The following is a 22039-nucleotide window of genomic DNA, read 5'->3' on the forward strand; positions in this document are numbered from 1 at the left end:
TTTTATATCTATATAAATTTAAAAAAGATCGCACACAGAGAAAGAGCGATCGCAAACCATGTCTAGACTATCACTCACGATGGTATATCATTTATCTACTGTGTAATCTGTCTCCCATAGCAATAACTTCATGCCTTTCTCCGATTTCACTAATCCTTACCAAAATCCGGCTAACATACCATAGAAGTATCGCCAGGACATAAATATACGGAAGTTATTTAAAGCTGATGGTTCTTATGTGCGTCCAGCAGAAGACCCTGTGACAATGTGGGCGCTTCAGATTTTAGTAGAAGAGTAAGGTAAGAGGGAAGAGGATTTTACGTGTTTCTTCCATTCATAAGAGTGAGGCATCGCTTGTCAGAAGCTTTCAAAGATTGGCTCTAACTTAGTGTTAGCCAGCTTCATCACTAAGCATCTTAATCCCTCTTTAATCACTATAGGGAGAGAAAAATACTACCCCCAACCTGAACCTTAGACAAAATCATTAATTGAGCGATCGCATTCTAGTTTTCTCATTTAAGCTTACTTGTTGAGAAATTACCAAATAACAGGGTTTAGGGATTATAATCTCCCCGTAGTAACAGAAGAGGGTTAATAATATGTTTTGCAAGTTGTTTGTTGATTTCTCTATGTCTAGGAACGGCTTGAGAAATTTTTGTGATTGGATTCTGATACCAATCATGTTTGCCACCATGACGAACGAAGATACAACCCATTTCTTCAAGCTTACTGATTAAATCTCTTCGTTTCATGAAACTTCAAGTTCTGCAACTCTGCGAATATTTTGGATATTTCCACTTGTTAATTCACTGTAAATATCGAGTAGATTTTTTTTTAGCTCCTCTTCAGTTTCACCCTGAGTCCAATAGTCAGGATATTCTTCGAGATAACCTAACCACATATCATCATCTTGCCAGTAAATGTATTTTTTCTTAATCATTCGCCTATTCGCTGCCTTTTTTGAATTAGGGAATTTAAGCCACTAATGCTTAGATTATCGATTCGTTAGATTACCTTACATATCTTAACTTCAGTCAAAAAAAAGAGTCTAAATTAGACTCTCAAAATTAAAAAATTTAAGGGCGGACAGCTACCCACCCCAATTAAGATTAGGTAACACCAAAAACAATCACTAAGCCCAAAACAGCCCCAAATACAATTAAGGCGTAGAATTGAGTGCGACCGTTTTCTAGATATTTCAGACCTTCACCACTCACAAGGATAAAAAAGCCTGTAAGGTTAACTGCACCATCGACAACACGAAAGTCAACTTCCATCACTTGTCTAAAGATGCGACGCAAGCCGACGACAAAGACACGATGGTAAATGTCATCAAAATACCACTTATTTAGGGATAGCTCATAAAGTGGTTTGATTTGAGATGCGATGTCTACGACAAGCCGCTCCGCCTCTACGCCTGACCCAACCGAAACATTGCTAAAAATGTATGATGCTGCTCAGTTATTCTTAATAAAGAAGCATCATACATCCCTCAAAGTACACCGCAAATGCAAATTACTATTGAGATACCCGATGACATTGCCAATCAACTCGCTAATACCCCTGACCAACTTTCTCGCCGCGCCTTAGAATCGCTGGTGGTTGAAGCTTATCGCCATCGGCAAATTTCTACTGCTCAAGTTCAACGTCTGTTAAATTTTTCTTCTCGACTGGCTACCGATGCTTTTCTTAAAGCCTATGAAGCTTACCTACCCTATACCGTAGCTGAATTAGAGCAAGACTTACAAGCTATTGACCAAGCAATTACTCAGCAATGATAGTTGTTTGCGATACTTCTCCTTTGTGCTATCTCATCTTGATTGATTGTGTTGAAATTCTGCCTCAACTTCTCGGTCGCATCACCATCCCCAATGCTGTCTGCACAGAACTTCTTGCCGAAGGTTCTTACATCAAAGTTCAAAACTGGATTGCCCAACCTCCAAGCTGGTTAGAGATTCAAACTAACACGCCTCTATTACCCAACTTATCTAGCAAACTTGGTATAGGTGAGCAAGAAACCATTTCTCTGGCTGTCCAACTCAACGCAGCCCTAATTATCTTAGATGATATGGATGCTCGACAAGCAGCGATCGCACAAGGTCTCAATGTCACAGGCTTACTCGGTGTTCTTTATCGTGCAGGAACTCGAAATATAATTAATTTTCCTAACGCCATTTCTAAATTGCAATTAACCACCTTTCGTGCATCTTCTGCCCTCATCCAAAGTTTTTTAGATCGTTATTACCAAGAACAAGGTTAATTTTGCCACTCTTGCTCTACCAATGGATGAAATACAATTCTTGTCATTGTAAAACTGTATATTTAATTACTAGACTATCAGTCAAAAAAAAAGAGTCTAAATTAGACTCTCAAAATTAAAAAATTTAAGGGCGGACAGCTGCCCACCCCTATTAAAATTAGGTAACACCAAAAACAATCACTAAGCCCAAAACAGCCCCAAAGACAATCAAGGCATAGAATTGAGCGCGACCATTTTCTAGGTATTTCAGACCTTCACCACTCACAAGGGTAAAAAAGCCTGTAAGGTTAACTGCACCATCGACAACACGGAAGTCAACTTCCATGACTTGTCTAGCGATGCGACGCAAGCCGACGACAAAGACGCGATGGTAAATGTCATCAAAGTACCACTTGTTTAGTGACAACTCATAAAGTGGTTTGATTTGAGATGCGATCGCAGCTGGATCAATTTTACGCTGCAAATACATCAACGAAGCCAAGGTAATCCCAATTAAGGAAATACCTACAGAAGCCCCCGCCATCACATAAAATTCTGTCGGGTTAAATTCGGCGGCTTTTTCTAGAACTTCAGTTAGAGTTTCACTAGGAGGAAAAATAAATTCCTCGAAATAATTAGCGTAGGGTGTGCCTGTTAAACCAATCAAAATTGAAGGCACAGCCAACAGTGCCAACGGTAGGGTCATTGTCCACGGTGATTCGTGAGGAGAATCGCTATGATGCCCGTGGGAGTCATGGTTCTCATGATGACCACCAGTAGCAGCCAATTCACCATGTTTCATTGCCCCAGGGCCAAAATTCGGGGCTAATTCTGCTGATTCTGATTCCAGGATAATTGTCGCGGCAGCCTTTTTGAGCTTGTCCTTGATTTTCTCGTCATTACCCCGGAATTTGCCTTCAAATGTCATGAAGTACATTCTAAACATGTAGAAAGCAGTAATCCCAGCAGTTAGCCAGCCAATCAACCACAAAAGCGGATTAATTTCAAAAGCCTGCCCCAGAATTTCATCTTTTGACCAGAACCCAGCAAAAGGTGGCACACCAGAAATTGCCAAGCAACCAATCAAAAAAGTAATTCCGGTGATGGGCATATACTTTCGCAATCCCCCCATCAACCGCATATCTTGGGCTAAGGCAGGGTCGTGACCAACAACTCCTTCCATACCGTGAATTACAGAACCGGAACCTAAGAACAGCATCGCCTTGAAATAGGCGTGGGTCATGAGGTGAAATAATCCAGCACTGTATGAGCCTAGTCCCATTGCCATCACCATGTAACCTAATTGAGAGATGGTGGAGTATGCTAGACCCTTTTTGATGTCATTTTGGGTAATTGCAATGCTTGCCCCCAAAAATGCCGTAAATGCCCCAGTAAAGGCAATTACGCTCATTGCTGCGGGAACGTGTTCAAAAACTGGGTACATCCGGGCAATGAGGAACACACCTGCTGCCACCATTGTTGCTGCGTGGATCAGGGCAGAAATGGGTGTGGGGCCTTCCATTGCGTCTGGTAGCCAGACGTGTAAGGGGAATTGAGCGGATTTAGCAACTGGGCCAAGGAAAACTAAAATCGCCAAGAGGACAGCTAAAAAATTGCTTACAGAACCTGTTTCTACAAGTTGCGCGAGGCGATCGCCCATCACGTTAAAATCAAAGCTTCCTGTTGCCCAGAATAGCCCCAGAATGCCGAGTAGCAGACCAAAGTCACCCACCCTGTTGGTTACAAATGCTTTTTGACAGGCATCTGCTGCTGCCTTGCGATCGTACCAAAAGCCAACCAGCAAGTAGGAACACATGCCAACTAGTTCCCAGAATATGTAAACCTGCACTAAGTTAGGGCTAACTACTAGACCCAACATTGAAGAACCAAACAAGCTGAGATAGGCGTAAAACCTGACATATCCTGGGTCATGAGCCATGTAGCCATCAGTGTAGATCATGACTAATAAAGCTACCGTTGTCACAATCACCAGCATTAAGGCTGTGATGTGGTCAATAGTGTAGCCCATTCTCAGGTGAAAATTACCCGCTGCTGCCCATTCTAAGGTGTGGAGATAAGCTGGGTGTCCTTGAATTTGACTCCACAGCAAAGCCAACGACAACGCCATCGCTGCTCCCATCAAGGAGATGATAACTACAGCGTTGAGTTGCCGCAGGCGGTTTGTCACCTGATTTACCGAAATTAATCCTAGGCCGACCAGCATTGCTCCTACTAGAGGCAATACTGGAATCAACCAAGCATATTCATAGATTACTTCCATCACTGACGCTTATTTTTAGAATTCTTGACTAAGTTAGGACAGTGCTGCGGACGGTTTTTGCCGCAGGCAACTATCCAAGGCGTAACTGTTAATAATTGTGACACACACCCTTGAGGATAAAATACCCCACCCAATGAGCTTTGGGTGGGGTAATTAAGCATGGTTTTATATTTGCTGCCCACTACACGGAATCTAATTACCAAGTCATAGAGTCAAGAGTTATTACTTTTACTTTTTAACTATTGACTTTTAACTAACTTCATGCTGAACGATATTCTAAATCCGCTGTGTTGGAGTTATTGTATATTTTAGAACGGTTGATGTAGGTAAGTTTTATTTCTTCTAAAGCCAGACGCAAATCTTCTCTACCACGAAACCCTTCTAAGCGACGTTGAACTATGCCACTGTCAACCAACAGTAAAGTTGGTAATGATTTTAGTCGATAAGTATTAGCAAGTTTGAAATTATCATCAGCGTTAACCCCAACTAATTTAATTTGCTCACCACATTGAGCTTTAAATTGCAACAACAGGGGGTGGATAATGCGACATAAGCCACACCAAGGTGCTTCAAAATTTACTAAAACAGGAACTGGAGATTCTAAAACTTCTTGAGTAAATGTCCGCTCACTAACCGACAACACCATGACGCCTCTAAGAATTATAGGGTTTTAATATTCAACTAGCTATCAGCAAGAGAAGTTTGCAAGTAGGTCAGCGCCTATAGAAGCTTCAGAGCAAAGACTATTATGCAACTCTTACAAGATTGATTTGGGTTTTGTCAAAAAAGCCGATATGACTTTCTTGGCGGCTGCTTTGTTTTTTCTGCTCCTGACTACAATTGCTAGAGAGAAAATTTAGACTGCTGTGCCATTTACTCTCTAGCTCAGGCAATTGGTCAGCGAGATACAAGTATGGAAACAATAAACTGACTGAGCGCACCCCCACTAACAGCTGTTTCAATTCATCCTACATTAGATTTGGTGGCAATTGAGAGGCAGAAATTTTCATTTGGTGAGTCTTTTCTCTTGTTAGTGGGGATCGCCTTGAATTACCATCTTACCTTACTAGTTGCCACAAGCAACAGAGGATGTGCCCACCAAAGTAAAACTATAAAAACGGCAATTCCTAAATAAGCAGGGCGGATAAATTCCTGCCATTTGATAGATTGACGACCGTCAATAATTGCTTGAAAGGGAATTGTTGATGTGCGCTGTTGAACTATTTTAAAGGCTTCTCCATAGCGGTGGGCTAAACGACGATCGCCATGCCAAACCCCAAACAAGTGATGTAACACTAATCCCATAGAAGTTACCAAGGTAAAGCTAGTACCTAACCATAAGGTATGAGCAATACACCACATAATTTGCCCCACCATCTGAGGATGACGAGTAATACGAATAATCCCTGTTTCGTAGAGGTGGACTTGGGGCTTTTGAATGGCAGCAATTTCTAGTAGATTGAAGGTGGCAGGATACAAAAATAAAAAAGAAATTGCTGATAATACCCAAACGAATGCCTGCACTCCCGGTACACCCTGCACTTGCCAAAGTTGCAAGCCATCATAACGATGATTAAAAAAGTAAATTATTAATACCACAGCCAACGGTAAACTGACTAATGCAAAGAAAATGCGATAAAGCCTTGGTCCTATGTGCTTTTCTGCCCAAGGACGCAAGGCAGCTCCGCCACTGTGGGCGATCGCAAAAGCTAATAGTAACCCCAGCATGACAAAATGACTGAGAGTAAACCAAGGATTCAGCATCATAATACATGGGTGAAGTAATTTAAATAAAACTTAACTTAGTACAACCAATACCACAAAGTATTCAAAAGGAGAATTTAGTCAAAATGTTGTGGTACGGTCTTTTTCAAGTCAAACCTCCGAGTTTAAAATGCAACGAATCACGCCACACAAGAAAGTTGTGAACTTGATTTGTTGCCAAAGTTGCTCCTTTCAAAGTTTGTGGGTTGAGCCTTATGTCTGACCTTCCTTTCACTTTAGATCAGTTACGTATTCTCAAAGCGATCGCCGCAGAAGGAAGCTTCAAGCGCGCCGCTGATAGCCTTTACGTTTCCCAACCTGCTGTAAGTTTACAAGTTCAAAATCTCGAACGGCAGTTGGATGTCCCTTTATTCGACCGTGGAGGACGACGCGCACAGTTAACCGAAGCCGGGCATTTACTTTTAAGCTACGGTGAAAAAATTCTCAGTCTGTGTCAAGAAACCTGCCGGGCGATCGAAGATTTACAAAATCTCCAAGGCGGTACTTTGATTGTCGGCGCTTCTCAAACCACCGGGACTTATCTTTTGCCCAAAATGATCGGCATGTTCCGGCAAAAATACCCAGATGTGGCAGTACAATTGCATGTCCACTCAACTCGAAGGACTGCTTGGAGCGTGTCTAATGGACAAGTTGATCTAGCGATTATTGGTGGCGAAATTCCCGGTGAATTAGCAGAATCTTTAGAAATCCTTCCCTATGCTGAGGACGAATTAGCTCTGATTTTGCCCGTTTTTCATCCCTTTGCCAAACTGGAAACAATCCAAAAAGAAGACCTTTATAAACTACAATTCATTGCTTTAGATTCTCAATCAACTATTCGCAAAGTCATTGATCAGGTGCTAACACGTTCTGAAATTGATACAAGGCGTTTTAAATTTGAGATGGAGCTAAATTCCATAGAAGCAATAAAAAATGCTGTACAATCTGGTTTAGGGGCTGCCTTTGTTTCTACTTCGGCGATCGCTAAAGAATTACAAATGGGTGTATTGCATTGCACACCTATTGAAGGTGTTGTTGTCAAGCGAACGTTGTGGCTGATTTTTAATCCTAATCGCTACAGATCTAAGGCAGCAGAAGCCTTCAGCCAAGAAATTTTACCCCAGTTTGCTACTCCTGGATGGAATCACGAAGCGTTAACATTATCGCAAAAGAAGCTAGTAGTAAACACTTTGGATGTAGCGACATCCACTTCTTCTGACGCGGGCTAACGTCGACAATCAGTAGTTGTGAAATCAGTTATCAGTTATCACATTTTCAGTCGTGGATTTAGCCCCGACTGAAGCCTACCACTTGTGAGAAGTCGGGAACTTAAACCCAAAATAAATACACTACTGATAACTGTTCACTGTTTACTGTTAAATAACTGTTGACTTTTGACAACTGACTAAAGACTAAATTGAAAGCAAACAAGTTGCTATTAAAATACAGCTAAAAATCTCAAAATATTAAATATTTTAATATAGCGATCGCCAAGTAGTTTAAAAGATAACCTGATTATAAAAGTTAGACCCGAAAGGGCTTTCAAGCCTATTTATTGTTTTCTGCAATATATAGCATTACTAGTACAACACGGCAGAATCATATAGATTGGAAAAAATCTATGATAAACCTATAAAACCTGGGTATAAAGCTAATTAAGCTACGCGCAGCGGTACTAGTCATAGAAAAATCATTTACTAAAACATCTTGGATGGTCAAACTTTCAGTTTACAAGTGGAATTTTGTTTCCACGACCATCCAAGTAATGTCAAAATTAGCTGATATTGCTGGTAGCATCTAGTACGCTTCTGCTCTAGAAGTTGTTTCTCAATGTTCAATTTAGCCTTTGTAATTGAAATGAACACAAGGGCAAAAACCCTTTGTCTTCCTTTGTGAATGTCCTGATAAACATAACAGATTGAACATTGAAATTTTTCAATCAAAGAAGCTACCCCATTACATCCAACCTGTTTGTGGTGGTCAAACAGATTGGTCAGACTGAGCAGCAAGCGTATGTTGCTGGTAACGACTTACTGCTTATTGACCGGGGGTAGGAACTGATGACTTAAGCTGGTGTCTCAAAATTCGCTGATACTTACGGTGACAAATATAGCGACAGTTCCCACAGTAGATGCCTATAAGGCATGGCTGCTTTTGTTGAAAGATGGGAAATACGCTTTAGCTGACTCGATTAATCGACTCTGCTGGCAAGCAAATAAGATTATCCCCTTGGGTGAGAATTAAACCGCGTTGACGCAACTTGCCCATTAAGCGGGTGACAGTAACGCGAGTCGAACCAATAGCGCTACCAATTTGAGCATGGGTAAGAGGAAAGGGTAAACAATAACCGCGAATCACATCGGGGTCTGTTTCACTCATGGACGGCTCTCCATATTCCTCAATCAACAATGTGAGAAATCCTAAGAGTCGGTCAATTGTACGCCTTTGTCCCAAGGCACTCAACCACAGCAATTTACGCTGGTGCTGATACCTAAAGGCATCCATAACTTCACGACGGAAGTGAGGCCAGTTGTCTAAATCATGCCAGTACATCCACAACACAGCAGTTTGGTCTACATGAGCGTATGACTGGAGCGTGAATGGTGACTGAGCAACAATTTCAAATGGTTGTCCGGCTCCTACAAAACCCAAAAAAGCTTCTTCTGGGGTTCTGTTAATTCGTCGAGACGTTAGCTGACTGGCAGTAGCGCTCACTTGGGCGGTTCCTACCATGCGGATTGCACCCCTTTGCACCAAATACAGCAATCCAGGTCTAGCTGGAATGCGTTCATCTTTGCTAAAGGTGCGGCAGCGGTAGTGTTCTTGAGCCCAATCAAGAATTCGTTGCCAAGTCAAAAAAGGCCGTGATGCCTCAGAAAAAGAAGATGGAGATTGCATAGGTAACAAAGAGCGTTCGGCTGAAGACAAAGACGTTATAAAAAGTGCAAGGAGTGTCTTTGTGTTGGCGGTTTAGGCTTAACGCCCAACAGCGCCAGCCATCCAAAGAGCAGAAAGCAATATTGCTCTCTACTTTTTGTTATACTTCCTACTGTACAATGATGGTAGTAAAGTTTACTCTTTATTCATCAAATATTTATCAAATTTTATGCAGTTCTCATTTTTCTTCATCTAGATTAATCTTATATCTAAAGACAGATGACAGAAAATCCGGAAAAAAAGGTTTTAATTTATTTATTCATAACTACGTGCATTGTAACTCACTAGTAAGCAAATACACTTCAATTAAACAGCTAATATATAGTCAAATGATAAATGCTCATAGCATTTATACTTATAATCACAAAATTAAACGCACACATAACAAAAAAATTCCTCTGCATAAAGGTAGAGATAATGAAAAAATTTTATATGTCTCAGGTATTGCTTTGCAGGTATCAAAATCTCATAATTCACAACCTATGGAGGTAGCCAATAGTATTGTTTCTTATTTATCAAAGACCTGTGATGGTATTTTTAGTATCCGAATTGTTCCTCCAGGTTGGATTCATTTAGAAGTAAGTCCGCCTTTTACCGCGTCTTGGTTACAAAATATTGCAATGGGTAGTTTAGAAGAAGGAGGAAAAGCAGAGGAAGCCAACAAAGAAAGCATCAATTCTGTTTCCTCCCATGTTTTTCAGACAAACTCCCAATGCCCCATGACGGCAGTTGCTACAAGTCGGCAGAGCGGCCCAACGCACTGCCTCCCCCATGCCCAAATCCATAATCTTGACCACTTGTTTACAATTCAACATGCCCATGCACGTTGCTGTTCGCTAGTGCTGCTAGCTCATCGAGAAGGATTAATTAAACTTAGAGAACCACTACCAGATACTAGCCCAGCTTTTTGGAGTGTAATTTTCCCAGAGCAAATACCTTGGCTAAATTGTGATGGCAAACTTTGTTTGAATCATCCAGATGAAAGTCGTTTAATTACCGAGTTAGTGCAAGTGGTAGATGCTTTCGAGTGTAAGGATGTCGGTAGTTGGGAAAAAGCAGGGCTAAATTTGAGTCAAGCATGGGAAAACTTTTGGTGCAAATGTCGCTTTTGGGGTGAAGTAAAAACTTTATCTCCAGAACTAGCTCAGGCTAGAGTGGGATTGTTAATGACTACTCAGTCTGTATTAAGATTTTTGCTGGTCGAAAAGTTGGGAGTTTTAGCTCTGATGGAGTTATGAGTAAAGAAAAACTATAGAATTTTTAATTAGCATAAAATTCAGTTATCAGTTATCACTGTCAACTGTCAAAAAACGGTTATGCGATTTTGTCTTGAATGGGCTTGCCATTTCTCAACAGTGTTTTCAGGCACAAAATAAAAACTTCATATAAGATCTATTGACTCATGTAATCACCTCGGTTATATTTACAGGTGTGTGAGGAGCGAACCAGCAAGAGCACCGAGACGAAACACGGCCAGTCGTCGGTGCTCTTTCTGATTTCATCTAGTTTTGTAGAGGGCAGATATAAACAATTGCCCTTATGACAATAAAAATTTTTTGATCGCAGTTGCGGCTCCATCTTCTTCAACTTTAGGAGCTACCCACTGGGCGATCGCTTTGACTGCTGCTGGCGCATTGCCCATAGCTACACCAATGCCAGCATATTCTAGCATTTCTAGATCATTGAAGTTATCACCAATAGTCATAACGTTGGTGCTTGCTAATCCCAATAATTCTTCAGCTAAATAACGTACAGCAGTTCCTTTGTTCACAGAGGCGTTAGTCGCTTCAAAGAAAGTGGCAACGGATGTTGTCAGATAAAGTTCAGCTGGTGTATATTGACGGCGCAAATTTCCCAGTAAATCATTAATCACTTCTGTATCATTGCACAAAGCTAAAACCTTAGTTGGTTCATTATGCAGAACTTGACGCAAATCGCCTACAGGAATTGGAGTAATACCAGAACGTTGTGCATAAATTTGGGTTTCTCTAGTTAACTCTCGCACATACAACTGGTCATTGATATAGAAGTGAACAGATAAAAGCGATCGCAGTTGTGGCTGTTCAAAATAATCTAGTAGCTTGTAGGCAATTTCTCTAGAAACCGCTAAATGCCGATGAATTTTTTGGTCGGTTGGATCTTGAATCCAGGCTCCTTGGTAAGCCATTAATGGTAGAACAGAGCTAATTTCTTGGTGGAAGCGTAAGGCTGAACGATACATCCGACCAGTGGCAATTGCTACTTGAATGCCTCGTGTTTGCACTGCTGCGATCGCTTGTTTGACAGGTTCGCTTAAGGTGTTAGACTCTCCAGAAATTGTCCCGTCTATGTCTAGAACCAGTAATTTAATGTCTTTTGCAGCTATAGCCTGATTAGCGGCAGATGCTTGTTGCATAAATTCCCCAGATTTGAACGCCCAGTAATACCGTTTTACTTTAAAGTTGATACATTTGAAGCAGGGGAGGCAGGGGAGTAAGAAAAGGAATTTGTATTAGTAATTTCGTGAAATGGTATAACTCCATAATTAATAGCTAATTACCAATTGACTGGTAAACCCAACTGGTCTAAAGTGTCTCCTTCTTCTAAAAGTGGTTGAATCTCGCCATCGATGGGAATGCGGCCACCAGAAAGTACCAAAGCTCGTTGAGTCACTTTTCCTAACCACTGTAATTCATGGGAGGCAATTAACATTACCTGCACAGGCAGCTTTAACAACACTTGCGCTAAGTGTCGCCGCCATGCGGGATCAAGACCATTAGTCGGCTCATCTAAAATTAGAATTGTAGGCTCTAAGGCTAAAATTGCTGCTAGGGCAGCTAATCTTCTTTGTCCACCAGAAAGTTCATGAGCCGAACGGTTGGCGTAAGCTTCTAAGCCAAAGTCGGCTAATAATTGCCGCGCTTGATCAATTGCTACTGCTGGTGATACACCGTAATTGCGTGGGCCAAAGGTAATATCTTCTAATATGGTGGGCATAAATAGTTGGTCGTTGGCATCTTGAAAGCCAAAGCCGATGTCACGACGCACTTGGGGCAGAGTTTGAGGTGCTACTTGGATGTTATTAATCCAAATTTTGCCTGATTGTGGTTGTTTTATGCCAATCAGATTTTCTAACAAGGTACTTTTACCAGACCCGGTTGCTCCCATTAATGCTACGCGATCGCCTGGATTTAAGGTAAAAGAAATATCTTGCAATACTGGTTTCTGCCGGGGATAAGCATATACCAAGTTCTGGACTTTGACTACAGCAGCTTGGGGATCACAAGTTGAATGTTGGGAGTTAAATGTTAAAGATTTCAAGATGCACAACTCAAAAATTTACAATTTTCTTGCCGTTAACTGTTAACGGAACTTTGAAGGTAAGAAGTTAAGGTTAAACAAATAGCGATCGCTCCTGCGGCTAACAGGGCAAAACGCTCTTTTGGTCTTAAGGTCGAATCTACTGGCAGTTTTCCGTTGTAACCACGAATTATCATTGCTGCATAGACTCGTTCGGCTCTGTCTAGGCTGCGGAGGTATAAGGCTCCAATCATCGCAGCACTGGCGTAGCGCAACCATCCGGCTGCACCATTTAAACCACGCAATTGAGCGCTGCGCTGCATTCTTGTGACTTCTGCTAGCAAAATTTCTAGGTACTGTCCAGCTAATAATAAATTTTCTTTGATGGGTGCTGGCACGGGTAAGCTTTTGAGGGCAATACCGAAACTGTGGGGAGGTAAAGTTAACAAAAAACTATTCATCACAATCAGACATACCAAAGAACGAAACAGCAAAAAACTGGCTCGTTCCCATCCCAAGGGCAATGCTAGTAATGAGAGGAAAATTAATTCAGCACCTAACAATCCTCCCAAATGGCGAATATGTACACGTAAAATTATTGCCCAGACAAAGGCGATCGCAGCATAAACAGCTAGCCAAGGCCAAGCATCATACTTGAGTAAAGCTGCTCCTATAACAATCACTAGAGATAGATGCAAGCGTAACGGCAAAGCAATTTTAAGCATTCTTTGGTTTCACCACCTTGGCAATTCCAAAGGCAACACCAAAGCAAACCGCAGCCCCTACTAAACCAGCAATACTCGTACCGATTGGCCCTAAGCCCTCAATACCATAGTCGGCTAAGGGTGTAGGTACAATTACCCGGACTTTGCTAGCCAAGTCAATGAAGCCTGAGTCTTCAGCAACTTTTTCTAAACCATCAGGCCATGCTGAGGCGAATAATGACAATACACCAGCAACTAAGAAAATGCTGATCACGGGTACTGACCAACCTTTGAACTGCTGCTGTTCTCCTGGTAATAAATCTGGTCGTGCTGTAGCTAAGTAAGTTAGTACACCTCCGGTAATTAGGCCTTCGCCAATACCAATCAGAATATGCACACCAGTCATGGCTGGTAAAACTATAGTTACAGGTGCAGTACCAGAAAGAGCTAGTTCAATAGCACAAGCTACAGCTGCTACTACGACACTCACAGCAGCGGCAATTCCAGCAGCTAAAGGTAAGCGTCCTTTAGACCCACCAAATAACCGTTGTAAGGTTTGGGTTAACAGCCATCCCACCCAAACACCAATCACTCCCATATTGAAAATATTCGCTCCTAAAGCTGTAATGCCACCATCGGCGAATAACACAGCTTGAATGATTAAAACCGTAGCAATGCACAACGTCCCTGCCCAAGGACTACCTAAGATGATCGCTGCTAAGGTTCCCCCCAACAAGTGACCGCTAGTACCTCCGGCTACAGGGAAGTTAATCATTTGGGCGGCAAAAATAAAGGCAGTGGTCAAGCCCAGTACAGGAGCGCGACGGATACCAAAAGCTGCTTGCGATCGCTTACAGGCAAAAAATAGCGCAGTTGCACTCGCCAAACCAGTAGCCACTGCGATTGGTGGAGAAACAAAACCATCTGGAATATGCATGATGTCCCCTATCTTGAATGTGTTGGCTCACACAATTTGAATAATGTAACTACGGCATTAAATTAATAGGAAACAAAATTTCTATCCCTTTTTCAATGCCCTCTTGGGGGATTTTATAGTGTTACTTAGGACAGATTTGCAATAAAATATGCGTCAAATAATATACTTATTTAGTAAAATATTAATTTTTGTTAAGTCTATGTTTACTATAGCACTAAACCTTAGTTAAATCTTTTGATTTACAAGGATTTTTTTAGCTAGTCAGGGAATTAAATAGACGCTTATCTATTTAATTTCTGTTTTTAATCAATAAAAGTCCCAATAATTTTTGAGTAACTCTAAAAATAAAAAAGTGTCTGTTCTAGTACTCTTTGGTTAAAAAGTCTGGAATAATTTTTGGTTTTAAATTATCTTCTAGGGCGATCGCTTTGACTCTTGATGAAGATGCATAAAGAGAACTCCATCGTCTGCGGTAGGGTCAAAATAATGTGCAGTTTCACAGAGAATTGGTATAAGTTTTTTTTGTTGACAAATACGTTGAAGCATTGTTGACAATAATTGCTAATTCAGGTAGTATCCAAAATAATTGCGAAACTTTAGCAATTTTCTCTGCCGCAAAACTGTTAATCACATCATGCCCAAGCAATTTCTTTTAGGGAAAGAAGACCTTTTGAGTCGCCGTCAACTGCTGAAATTGGGATTAACAGGTGCTGGCGTAGCTGGTGCAGCAGTGCTTTGGCAAACTTTGAATTTACAAACTCGCTCCAGGGTAAGAATACCACCTGTTGAGATGGCAGCATCTGAGGGCGTTGCTAACCCAATGAAAATGCTGAGAAATTTTGATTATGGAACAGTGAAGCAAGAAAATGGCCGTACCATCCGAGAATTTGAGTTAACCGCTGGTACTTCCGTCATTCAGCTTAACAGTGCTGTATCTTACAACATTTGGGATTTAAACGGTAGTATACCAGGGCCAACCCTACGGGCTAAACAAGGCGATCGCGTGCGGGTATTATTTTTAAATGAGGCGGGACATTCTCATTCTCTACATTTTCATGGTGTTCATCCCGCCGAAATGGATGGTGTCCGTCCAGTCAAAAATGGTAATGCCACAATTTATGAATTTGATGCTGAACCCTATGGCGTTCACCTATACCATTGCCATATTTCACCAGTTACGCGTCATATTGCTAAGGGATTGTACGGGATGTTTATCGTCGATCCTCCCACGCCGCGTCCTCCCGCTGATGAGATTGTATTAATAATGGCTGGCTATGACGTGAATGACGATAGTCGTAATGAATATTACGCCTTTAATGGATTGCCTCACCATTTCATAGATAATCCTATCCGTATTTACCAAAATCAGTTGATTCGGCTGTATGTCCTCAACATTATTGAATACGATCCGGCAGTGACATTTCATCTCCACGCCAACTTTTTTGATGTTTATCGTTCTGGGATGACGATGACTCCCAGCGAGAAAACCGATGTAATTACAATGGGTGTAGCCGAAAGACACATCTTGGAATTTGCTTTTCGCTATCCAGGTAAGTATATGTTTCATCCTCATCAAGATGCGATCGCCGAAAACGGTTGCATGGGACAATTTGAAGTTGTTGCTGCTAGTAAATCTCAAAATCCTTCGGAAAATTTCTGAGTATTCTTTAAAACTTAAATTCCATAGACAGCAAGATTTATCAGTCTTGCCAGTGTTGTGATGGCTGGATGACTTTGATCATTTCATTTTTAGTAAAAATTAGCAACTAGTTGATAAAAAGTAGCATTATATGCAAAAGTTAAATCTATGACATTCTGTCAAATCCAACTGCTGCTGGTAGTTGGAAAGGTTTTAATTACTACCTTCTAAAATATCCCCCAAAATAAAAATGATTAAATTTCGTTATGTCTGTCTAAGCGTCGCCACTGCTGCCATAGTTACTTTAAGCGGATGTAATAATGCACCACAAGCCGAAAACCCATCTGCACCGGCAGCTAATTCCACTGCACAGGTGACTGAAACCGCCACTCATAGCAGTCATAGCGGTAAAGCAAAAATTAATATTAATAATGCTATCTTGTCAGAGTTGGATAAGTTTGAAGCTAAATTAGGTGTACCAGCTTTATCAAACAAAATTCAAGCCAGTCGTCCCTACGCCAGTCCAGAAGATTTAGTGACTAAAAAAGTCATAAATCAAGAACAGTTTGACCAGATCAAAGATATGGTAACTGTGCAAGAAGTGGTGTTAACAGGCGAAGCCAAAGATGTTGATTACATGACAAAATTGGGGTTGATGAAAGGACATCTTTTGGTAGCACAAGAACTTTTAGATAAAAATCTGCCAAAACAAGCTGAACCTCATATTGGACACCCAGTTGAAGAAATTTATGTAGATGTAGAAGATCAATTAAATGAGCGCAAAGTTAAAGAATTTAAGACAACTTTGATTAGCTTAGAAGATTTGGTAAAATCTAATCCTAAGAACGCCAAAGTTAAAACTGATCTTACCTCTTCAGTGCAAGCCGTTGATGGAGCGATCGCAACTCTACCCCAAGATCAACGCTCCAAGCCGGGATTTGTGTTACAAGTAATGAATGAATTATTGGATGCAGCTAATTCAGAATATGGGGCTGCGATCGCAAATGGTAAAATTACCGCAGCGATTGAATATCAAGACTCTCGTGGCTTTGTAAATTACGCCAACGAATTATATCAAGGAATTTCTAGCCAAGTAGCTCAAGTAAATCCTGAAGCACATAAAGCAATTGAGACAAGTCTCACTGAACTTACAAAAGTTTGGCCTAGCGTTATTCCACCCGCTAAACCAGTGCAAACTCCCAGTGAGGTTACTAAGCTGGTGACAACCATTGAGCAAAACTCTCAAAAAGTAATTAATCAATCTAGCACTCAAGCCCAACGATAAGCTGTTAAACTTTTGATTTGTACATTGAGGCAAGCAGGGGAGCAGCACTTCGGCTACGCTCAGTGGCCGGGTGCAGGGGGCAGGGGAGAAGGATTAATGAGTTTTTCCCCAAAATCAAAAGTATGTAAGCTAAATGTGGAACAGCTTAGTACTCTGAACTTAATGGGAAGCTTAGATTAAGAAGATTAAAATGAATGTAAGTGAGGTAATAGTTGGGAGTTACGAAGTGAAGAGTGTAGATAATCTGAGCTTTGAATAACTGTAAGAAGTATACCTCCTAACTCATTACCCATGACGCTCCATTTGTAACTTGAATTAACAACTAATGCAAGAGCTTGACCAGAATAAAACCATCGGTCTACTGAACGCCATTATGGAATTTGAACTAGCGGGGGTAGTGCGTTACACACATTACTCCTTGATGGTAACTGGCCCAAATCGGATTCCAATTGTAGATTTTTTTAAAGCCCAGGCTAGTGAATCTTTACTTCATGCTCAACAAGTAGGAGAAATTTTGACGGGCTTAGATGGGCATCCCTCGCTCAAAATCGCTCAAATGGAAGAAACTTATCAACATACAGTCAAGGATATTTTGGCAGAAAGCTTATCTCATGAAAAGAAGGCACTTGATTTGTATAAAAGTCTGCTAGAAACTGTCAGTAATGCTAGCATTTATCTCGAAGAATTTGCTCGTGGCATGATTGGACAAGAAGAGATGCATAATCTCGAATTGAAAAAGATGTTACGCGATTTTAGCTAATAGTTAAAAGTCACTAGTCGTTTGTCAGAAATGACAAATGACTATTGACTAATGACACAAGACAAAGGATTATTGATGGATTTTAGTGTTGCTCTACCTACTTTTGTAATTACACTCCGAGAAGGAGTCGAGGCTGCCCTTGTGGTGGGGATTGTACTGGCCTTGCTAAAAAAAGCTAAACAATCCCGACTCAACATTTGGGTATACGCTGGTGTCGGCGTTGGTATTGCTGTTAGTGCGCTGATTGGTGTGCTATTTGGTTGGGGGATTCAAGCTTTAGGGGCGCTTAATCCTCAATACACCTCTGTAGTTGAACCCATGCTAGAAGGTGTGTTTAGTGTGTTAGCGATCGCTATGCTCAGCTGGATGCTAATCTGGATGACTAGACAAGCTAAATTTATGAAAGCGCAAGTTGAGGGCGCAGTTACAGAAGCATTAACACAAAATTCCCATGCTGGCTGGGGCATTTTTAGTTTAATTTTAATTGCTGTTGTCCGCGAAGGCTTTGAGACTGTTCTATTTGTCTCTGCTAATTTTCAACAGGGATTAATACCTGCTTTGGGTGCTATTGGTGGTTTAGCAGCAGCAGCCGGTATTGGGGTACTGTTGTTTAAATGGGGCATTAAAATTAATATCCGCCAGTTTTTCCAAGTAATGGGCGTTTTATTAGTGTTGATTGTCGCCGGCTTGGTAGTTTCTGGCTTGAAAAATTTTGATGAAGCCGCGAATAACCTTGCTCTTAGCAGCCGTGCTTCTGAAAGTCTTTGTTTCTATTATGAACGCTTTACCAAAGTCCATTCTTGTATTTTGGGGCCGATGGTTTGGGATACTTCTAATATTTTGCCTGATGGACAATTTCCGGGAATTGTTCTTAAAGCTTTGTTTGGTTATCGAGATAATCTTTATGTAGTGCAAGCAGTTGGCTACGTTGTGTTTTTATTAATTGTTGGGGGGCTATATTTCCGTAGTTTAAATGGTAGTTCTTCTCAAGCTAAAAAGGAGGTTTCTGTAACTCAAAAACCAGTTAGTTCTGCCAAAGATTAAGGGTTAAAACTTTTTAAACACAAAGAAGCGCAAAGGTTTTTTGAAGTTCTATTTTTGGTTATTTGTCAAGAATAAATCTTGCTTAAGTTGCTGACAAGCTTTTTCTATGGCATCTATACTACCAGGATTTACCAATCCATAATAATCAAAGGTGTAGACTCTATTATTTTTAGTAGCTTGTAATTTTTGCCAAAAAGCCTCTTTTTTAAAGGATGCTAAAACAGTTTTTTCCGAACCACCTTGTGGAGGGTTGACTACAATAATTACTTCTGGATTTGCTTGCAAAACTTTCTCAGCCGAAAGTGTCACATACCCACCAATGGGACTATTACCTTGTAATTCTGCTGCTACATTTTTCGCCTGAAATTTTGTTAGTAAATCTCCAGCCCAACTGTTTTTATTCGGTGCTAAAATTGGTTGACGACTAACTAGTACAAGAGTTGACAGGTTTTGGGTTGGCTTGTCTGGTAAAAAAGTTTGGTAGCGGTTTAATAAAGGCTGAGGGTCAGCATCAATTAAATGAGCCAGCTTTTTAGTCAGTTCTTCTAAAGATTCCCAATTTTTCACTTGAGTTAAAAAACTATCAATGCCTAGTTGCTGGAGTCTTTGAACTGCTGGGTTAGAAAAACCTTCTGCACCAATTACTAAATCTGGTTTGAGAGCAACAATTTTTTCTAAATTAGGAGGACTTTGCCCTTCACTCACACGAGGAATACTTTGAAATCTAGGATCATTATTAAATAAGTTGCTACCAGTAATACCTACTAGCTTTGATTTATCAAGTTGATAAATAATGTCTGTAGTCAGAGAGGAAAGAGTAACAATTCTTTTGGCAAATTGTTGAGATTTACTATTAGGTGTTTCTGTAGTTGCTGAAACTTGTGCTTGTGGCTGTTGAGTAGTTGCAGTAGCACAAGCTATTAAAAATAGGCTTAATGAGATTGCTAGAGCAAGTAATATCCAACGACGATACATAGTAAAATTCCTGAATAACCATAAATAGAACCTAAGAGCAAATTTAGCACCACACTTAAAGTTAGCAAATATATTTATATAATAATCAGGTTTGATTTGGTGAATCACTCGTAGAGGCAGGTAATATCATGTTCGGTAAAAGGCTTATCATTAAGACCGCAGGGGGGCAGGGAGCAGGGAGCAGGGGGAAAGAGATTTTTAATATTTTTGCATAGATGCCCGGAATCATAACTAATTAAGCGAACATGATGTAACAGGCAACAGGGAAAAGACAATAGGAATAGACTGAGTTTTGTTCACAAATCAAATCAGAGTCCTATGTATACAAATTCTTTACTACCTCTATGAAACGTGAATACTGAAAAAGGCGAGTAGGCACATCAGTCACACTCCCATTAGGAAAATATGACAGCGCTACTCGCCATAATCTATACAAGGTTTATTGAGAAAAGCTATACCTCAATATATAGTAATAGTGCGATAAACTATTGTTTGTTAGATAACAAATATGCTTTTTTCTAGAGAAGTATTTTATCAAGAGTCACTGAGTAAAACCATTTTTCAAAGCGATCGCCTAATGCTGAAAGAGAAAATTCTGTTTCTGCTTGGTGACGACAGGTATAGCGGTTAATTTCATCCAAACGAGCGATCGCATTAACTAAACCAGTAACACTATCAGGTTCTACTAAAAAGCCAGTTTTGCTATCTTGGATAATTTCTACTGGACCACCCCGACGATAACAAATCACTGGCACTCCACAAGCCAAACTTTCAATTGCGACATTTCCAAATGCTTCTATCCAATGAGGTGTCATTAATGATGCTTTACACTCTCGTACTACTTGCTGCATTTGATTTGTCGATAAAAATCCTAGATATTCCCAAGGTGCATTGGGATAATCTTGACAAATTTTTTGCCAGTATAAATCATCTTGGATTTTCCCCATAATTTTCAGGGGAATGTTTGTAATCTGCGATGCTGCTACTGCATCTTCTAAACCTTTTTCTGGGGCAATTCTACCTACCCAAGCTAATTGGTGTTTTGGTTGAGTGCAAAAATTATATAACGATAAATCAATACCATTACTGAGTATGGGACACTGTTGCTTAAGCGCGAAAGTTTCCGCTTGTGTTTGAGTATGAAAGCCAATCGTACCAGGAAACTGACTTGCTATTTGTTTAATAATTGCGTCTAAAGCGTTACTCAGTGACCCCATGCTGACTAAGTGGGCGATGGGACAGTCAAAAAAAGGTGTGAGATAAAATGGCAACCAATCGTAAGCAAAGTTCACAATCAAGTCATAATTATTTTGGACTTGACGAGCATAATCCCACATATTCGCCAGCACAGAGTTTTCTGGCATGTTGATGGGGGCTGTGCGTGACTGACTTTGAGCAATGATTTGTAAATTACCAGGAATCTGTACTAAGGGCAGATTATTTCCAGTAGAATCGGCAGGAGCCACGATTTGCAGTTGATGACCCCGCCTGATCATTTCTTGTGCTACATTATACAAGCTCAATTCCACGCCGCCTCCGAGTCCACTACCAAGGTGTCCCACAGGAGTAGAAATAAAAAGTAATTTTAAAAGTTTCGTAGAAGTACTCATCTGCAAGGAGTAGTATGAACAATTGGGTAGATACTTTTGACTAGCAAGCGATCGCTTGGGAAACTCAGAATAATGGCCAACTTAGATTATCCTAATTTTGACAATTTTGACACTCCTAAAAATATTATGAGCAAAGGATTGAAATCTAGCGTATTGTTACTTGCTGTGATAGGAAATCTGGCATGGTCATTGACCGCTAAAGCAAATCTCAACGGCAAACTTACAGTAGAAATTGATGGATTGAGAAACAAAGTAGGGCAAGTCTGCACCAGTATATTTGCTAGTAGTCAAGGATTTCCTAATAACCGTGATCGCATCTTACAAAGGCAATGTACTAAAATTAACGATACTTCCTTGAAAGTTACCTTTGATAACTTAAAAGCAGGTAATTACGCCGTTGCTGTGATGCACGATCAAAATAGTGACCTTAATCTCAATCGTAATGATCTAGGAATGCCTATCGAAGGCTTCGGATTTTCTAGAAATCCAGAAGTTCGCACGAGTGCGCCCAAGTTTAGCGATGCTGCTATTTTGGTAGCAGGGCCAAACACTAATATCCAAATTCAATTGAAATATTTTTAGTAC

The 22039-nt window shown here is 40.6% G+C and carries 21 protein-coding genes and 1 pseudogene; 9 read left to right on the forward strand and 13 right to left on the reverse strand.

From position 1 onward, the window contains the following. Positions 1-554: 554 nt before the first annotated feature. The 3 genes and pseudogenes from QI031_RS12760 to QI031_RS12770 all read right to left on the reverse strand — a co-directional run. Complete coding sequence (locus QI031_RS12760) at positions 555-752, reverse strand: type II toxin-antitoxin system HicA family toxin (RefSeq protein WP_281485510.1); 198 nt, start codon at positions 750-752, stop codon at positions 555-557. After that, complete coding sequence (locus tag QI031_RS12765; protein ID WP_281485511.1) at positions 749-940, reverse strand: type II toxin-antitoxin system HicB family antitoxin; 192 nt, start codon at positions 938-940, stop codon at positions 749-751. The genes QI031_RS12760 and QI031_RS12765 overlap by 4 nt, the downstream gene beginning before the upstream one ends. Before the next feature lie 169 nt (positions 941-1109). Further along, positions 1110-1388: pseudogene (locus tag QI031_RS12770) on the reverse strand (NAD(P)H-quinone oxidoreductase subunit 5); the annotation flags it as partial. A gap of 120 nt (positions 1389-1508) precedes the next feature. Between QI031_RS12770 and QI031_RS12775 the strand changes: the two are divergent. Together QI031_RS12775 and QI031_RS12780 are read left to right on the forward strand one after the other, a co-directional pair. Beyond that, on the forward strand, positions 1509-1778 hold the full coding sequence (locus QI031_RS12775; RefSeq protein WP_281485512.1) for a UPF0175 family protein: 270 nt from the start codon (positions 1509-1511) through the stop codon (positions 1776-1778). Next, positions 1775-2260 carry a PIN domain-containing protein gene (locus QI031_RS12780; protein WP_281485513.1) on the forward strand — a complete coding sequence of 162 codons (486 nt, stop codon included), beginning with the start codon at positions 1775-1777 and terminating at the stop codon, positions 2258-2260. Before QI031_RS12775 ends, QI031_RS12780 begins: the two co-directional genes overlap by 4 nt. 157 nt (positions 2261-2417) lie before the next feature. Here the strand turns inward: QI031_RS12780 and QI031_RS12785 are convergent, their stop codons facing one another. From QI031_RS12785 to QI031_RS12795, 3 genes are all read right to left on the reverse strand, one after another. Next, on the reverse strand, positions 2418-4520 hold the full coding sequence (locus QI031_RS12785; RefSeq protein ID WP_281485514.1) for an NAD(P)H-quinone oxidoreductase subunit 5: 2103 nt from the start codon (positions 4518-4520) through the stop codon (positions 2418-2420). A gap of 259 nt (positions 4521-4779) precedes the next feature. After that, a complete protein-coding gene (locus QI031_RS12790; protein ID WP_281485515.1) occupies positions 4780-5166 on the reverse strand; it encodes a thioredoxin family protein in 387 nt (128 codons plus the stop codon). A 404-nt stretch (positions 5167-5570) separates the two neighbouring features. Then, positions 5571-6287 (reverse strand): NnrU family protein, encoded by a 717-nt coding sequence (locus tag QI031_RS12795; protein ID WP_281485516.1) that lies wholly within the window; start codon positions 6285-6287, stop codon positions 5571-5573. Between the two features lie 212 nt (positions 6288-6499). Here QI031_RS12795 and QI031_RS12800 point away from each other — a divergent pair, with 212 nt between their 5' ends. Then, entirely contained in the window at positions 6500-7513 is a 1014-nt protein-coding gene (locus QI031_RS12800) for a LysR family transcriptional regulator (protein ID WP_281485517.1), read from the forward strand. Between the two features lie 949 nt (positions 7514-8462). Here the strand turns inward: QI031_RS12800 and QI031_RS12805 are convergent. Continuing rightward, complete coding sequence (locus tag QI031_RS12805; RefSeq protein WP_174763102.1) at positions 8463-9182, reverse strand: Crp/Fnr family transcriptional regulator; 720 nt, start codon at positions 9180-9182, stop codon at positions 8463-8465. A gap of 368 nt (positions 9183-9550) precedes the next feature. Here QI031_RS12805 and QI031_RS12810 point away from each other — a divergent pair, with 368 nt between their 5' ends. After that, positions 9551-10459 carry a glutamate acetyltransferase gene (locus tag QI031_RS12810; protein WP_281485518.1) on the forward strand — a complete coding sequence of 303 codons (909 nt, stop codon included), beginning with the start codon at positions 9551-9553 and terminating at the stop codon, positions 10457-10459. Between the two features lie 299 nt (positions 10460-10758). On the opposite strand, the gene QI031_RS12815 is transcribed toward QI031_RS12810, so the two are convergent. The 4 genes from QI031_RS12815 to QI031_RS12830 all read right to left on the reverse strand — a co-directional run bounded on the left by QI031_RS12815 (position 10759) and on the right by QI031_RS12830 (position 14141). Then, positions 10759-11616, reverse strand: a complete 858-nt coding sequence (locus QI031_RS12815) for a Cof-type HAD-IIB family hydrolase (protein WP_281485519.1) — start codon at positions 11614-11616, stop codon at positions 10759-10761. A 140-nt stretch (positions 11617-11756) separates the two neighbouring features. Then, on the reverse strand, positions 11757-12521 hold the full coding sequence (locus QI031_RS12820; protein WP_281485520.1) for an energy-coupling factor ABC transporter ATP-binding protein: 765 nt from the start codon (positions 12519-12521) through the stop codon (positions 11757-11759). 35 nt (positions 12522-12556) lie between these two features. Further along, positions 12557-13225, reverse strand: coding sequence for an energy-coupling factor transporter transmembrane component T family protein (locus QI031_RS12825; RefSeq protein WP_281485521.1), 669 nt, complete (start codon positions 13223-13225; stop codon positions 12557-12559). Then, entirely contained in the window at positions 13218-14141 is a 924-nt protein-coding gene (locus QI031_RS12830) for an energy-coupling factor ABC transporter permease (protein WP_281485522.1), read from the reverse strand. Before QI031_RS12830 ends, QI031_RS12825 begins: the two co-directional genes overlap by 8 nt. Before the next feature lie 634 nt (positions 14142-14775). Between QI031_RS12830 and QI031_RS12835 the strand changes: the two genes are divergently transcribed. The 4 genes from QI031_RS12835 to QI031_RS12850 all read left to right on the forward strand — a co-directional run bounded on the left by QI031_RS12835 (position 14776) and on the right by QI031_RS12850 (position 18869). Further along, on the forward strand, positions 14776-15801 hold the full coding sequence (locus QI031_RS12835; RefSeq protein WP_281485523.1) for a multicopper oxidase domain-containing protein: 1026 nt from the start codon (positions 14776-14778) through the stop codon (positions 15799-15801). A gap of 229 nt (positions 15802-16030) precedes the next feature. Then, on the forward strand, positions 16031-17065 hold the full coding sequence (locus QI031_RS12840) for a ComEA family DNA-binding protein (protein ID WP_281485524.1): 1035 nt from the start codon (positions 16031-16033) through the stop codon (positions 17063-17065). A gap of 325 nt (positions 17066-17390) precedes the next feature. Next, entirely contained in the window at positions 17391-17825 is a 435-nt protein-coding gene (locus tag QI031_RS12845) for a ferritin-like domain-containing protein (RefSeq protein WP_281485525.1), read from the forward strand. Positions 17826-17900: 75 nt separating this feature from the next. After that, positions 17901-18869, forward strand: coding sequence for an FTR1 family iron permease (locus QI031_RS12850; RefSeq protein WP_281486010.1), 969 nt, complete (start codon positions 17901-17903; stop codon positions 18867-18869). A 48-nt stretch (positions 18870-18917) separates the two neighbouring features. Here QI031_RS12850 and QI031_RS12855 read toward each other — a convergent pair whose 3' ends face one another. Continuing rightward, the gene (locus QI031_RS12855; RefSeq protein ID WP_281485526.1) at positions 18918-19844 is read right to left on the reverse strand and encodes an ABC transporter substrate-binding protein; all 927 of its coding nucleotides are present in this window, start codon (positions 19842-19844) and stop codon (positions 18918-18920) included. A gap of 518 nt (positions 19845-20362) precedes the next feature. Further along, on the reverse strand, positions 20363-21454 hold the full coding sequence (locus QI031_RS12860; RefSeq protein ID WP_281485527.1) for a glycosyltransferase family 4 protein: 1092 nt from the start codon (positions 21452-21454) through the stop codon (positions 20363-20365). A gap of 126 nt (positions 21455-21580) precedes the next feature. On the opposite strand from QI031_RS12860, the gene QI031_RS12865 reads away from it, so the two are divergent. Beyond that, positions 21581-22036, forward strand: coding sequence for a DUF2141 domain-containing protein (locus tag QI031_RS12865; RefSeq protein ID WP_281486011.1), 456 nt, complete (start codon positions 21581-21583; stop codon positions 22034-22036). Positions 22037-22039 lie beyond the last annotated feature (3 nt).

This window comes from Halotia branconii CENA392, from assembly GCF_029953635.1.
Lineage (GTDB): Bacteria > Cyanobacteriota > Cyanobacteriia > Cyanobacteriales > Nostocaceae > Halotia > Halotia branconii.

Bases quoted from the DNA above. Each gene is read 5' to 3' on its own strand.
- QI031_RS12760 (WP_281485510.1), bottom strand. From the start codon at position 752: ATGAAACGAAGAGATTTAATCAGTAAGCTTGAAGAAATGGGTTGTATC.
- QI031_RS12765 (WP_281485511.1), bottom strand. From the start codon at position 940: ATGATTAAGAAAAAATACATTTACTGGCAAGATGATGATATGTGGTTA.
- QI031_RS12775 (WP_281485512.1), top strand. From the start codon at position 1,509: ATGCAAATTACTATTGAGATACCCGATGACATTGCCAATCAACTCGCT.
- QI031_RS12780 (WP_281485513.1), top strand. From the start codon at position 1,775: ATGATAGTTGTTTGCGATACTTCTCCTTTGTGCTATCTCATCTTGATT.
- QI031_RS12785 (WP_281485514.1), bottom strand. From the start codon at position 4,520: ATGGAAGTAATCTATGAATATGCTTGGTTGATTCCAGTATTGCCTCTA.
- QI031_RS12790 (WP_281485515.1), bottom strand. From the start codon at position 5,166: ATGGTGTTGTCGGTTAGTGAGCGGACATTTACTCAAGAAGTTTTAGAA.
- QI031_RS12795 (WP_281485516.1), bottom strand. From the start codon at position 6,287: ATGATGCTGAATCCTTGGTTTACTCTCAGTCATTTTGTCATGCTGGGG.
- QI031_RS12800 (WP_281485517.1), top strand. From the start codon at position 6,500: ATGTCTGACCTTCCTTTCACTTTAGATCAGTTACGTATTCTCAAAGCG.
- QI031_RS12805 (WP_174763102.1), bottom strand. From the start codon at position 9,182: ATGCAATCTCCATCTTCTTTTTCTGAGGCATCACGGCCTTTTTTGACT.
- QI031_RS12810 (WP_281485518.1), top strand. From the start codon at position 9,551: ATGATAAATGCTCATAGCATTTATACTTATAATCACAAAATTAAACGC.
- QI031_RS12815 (WP_281485519.1), bottom strand. From the start codon at position 11,616: ATGCAACAAGCATCTGCCGCTAATCAGGCTATAGCTGCAAAAGACATT.
- QI031_RS12825 (WP_281485521.1), bottom strand. From the start codon at position 13,225: ATGCTTAAAATTGCTTTGCCGTTACGCTTGCATCTATCTCTAGTGATT.
- QI031_RS12830 (WP_281485522.1), bottom strand. From the start codon at position 14,141: ATGCATATTCCAGATGGTTTTGTTTCTCCACCAATCGCAGTGGCTACT.
- QI031_RS12835 (WP_281485523.1), top strand. From the start codon at position 14,776: ATGCCCAAGCAATTTCTTTTAGGGAAAGAAGACCTTTTGAGTCGCCGT.
- QI031_RS12840 (WP_281485524.1), top strand. From the start codon at position 16,031: ATGATTAAATTTCGTTATGTCTGTCTAAGCGTCGCCACTGCTGCCATA.
- QI031_RS12845 (WP_281485525.1), top strand. From the start codon at position 17,391: ATGCAAGAGCTTGACCAGAATAAAACCATCGGTCTACTGAACGCCATT.
- QI031_RS12850 (WP_281486010.1), top strand. From the start codon at position 17,901: ATGGATTTTAGTGTTGCTCTACCTACTTTTGTAATTACACTCCGAGAA.
- QI031_RS12855 (WP_281485526.1), bottom strand. From the start codon at position 19,844: ATGTATCGTCGTTGGATATTACTTGCTCTAGCAATCTCATTAAGCCTA.
- QI031_RS12860 (WP_281485527.1), bottom strand. From the start codon at position 21,454: ATGAGTACTTCTACGAAACTTTTAAAATTACTTTTTATTTCTACTCCT.
- QI031_RS12865 (WP_281486011.1), top strand. From the start codon at position 21,581: ATGAGCAAAGGATTGAAATCTAGCGTATTGTTACTTGCTGTGATAGGA.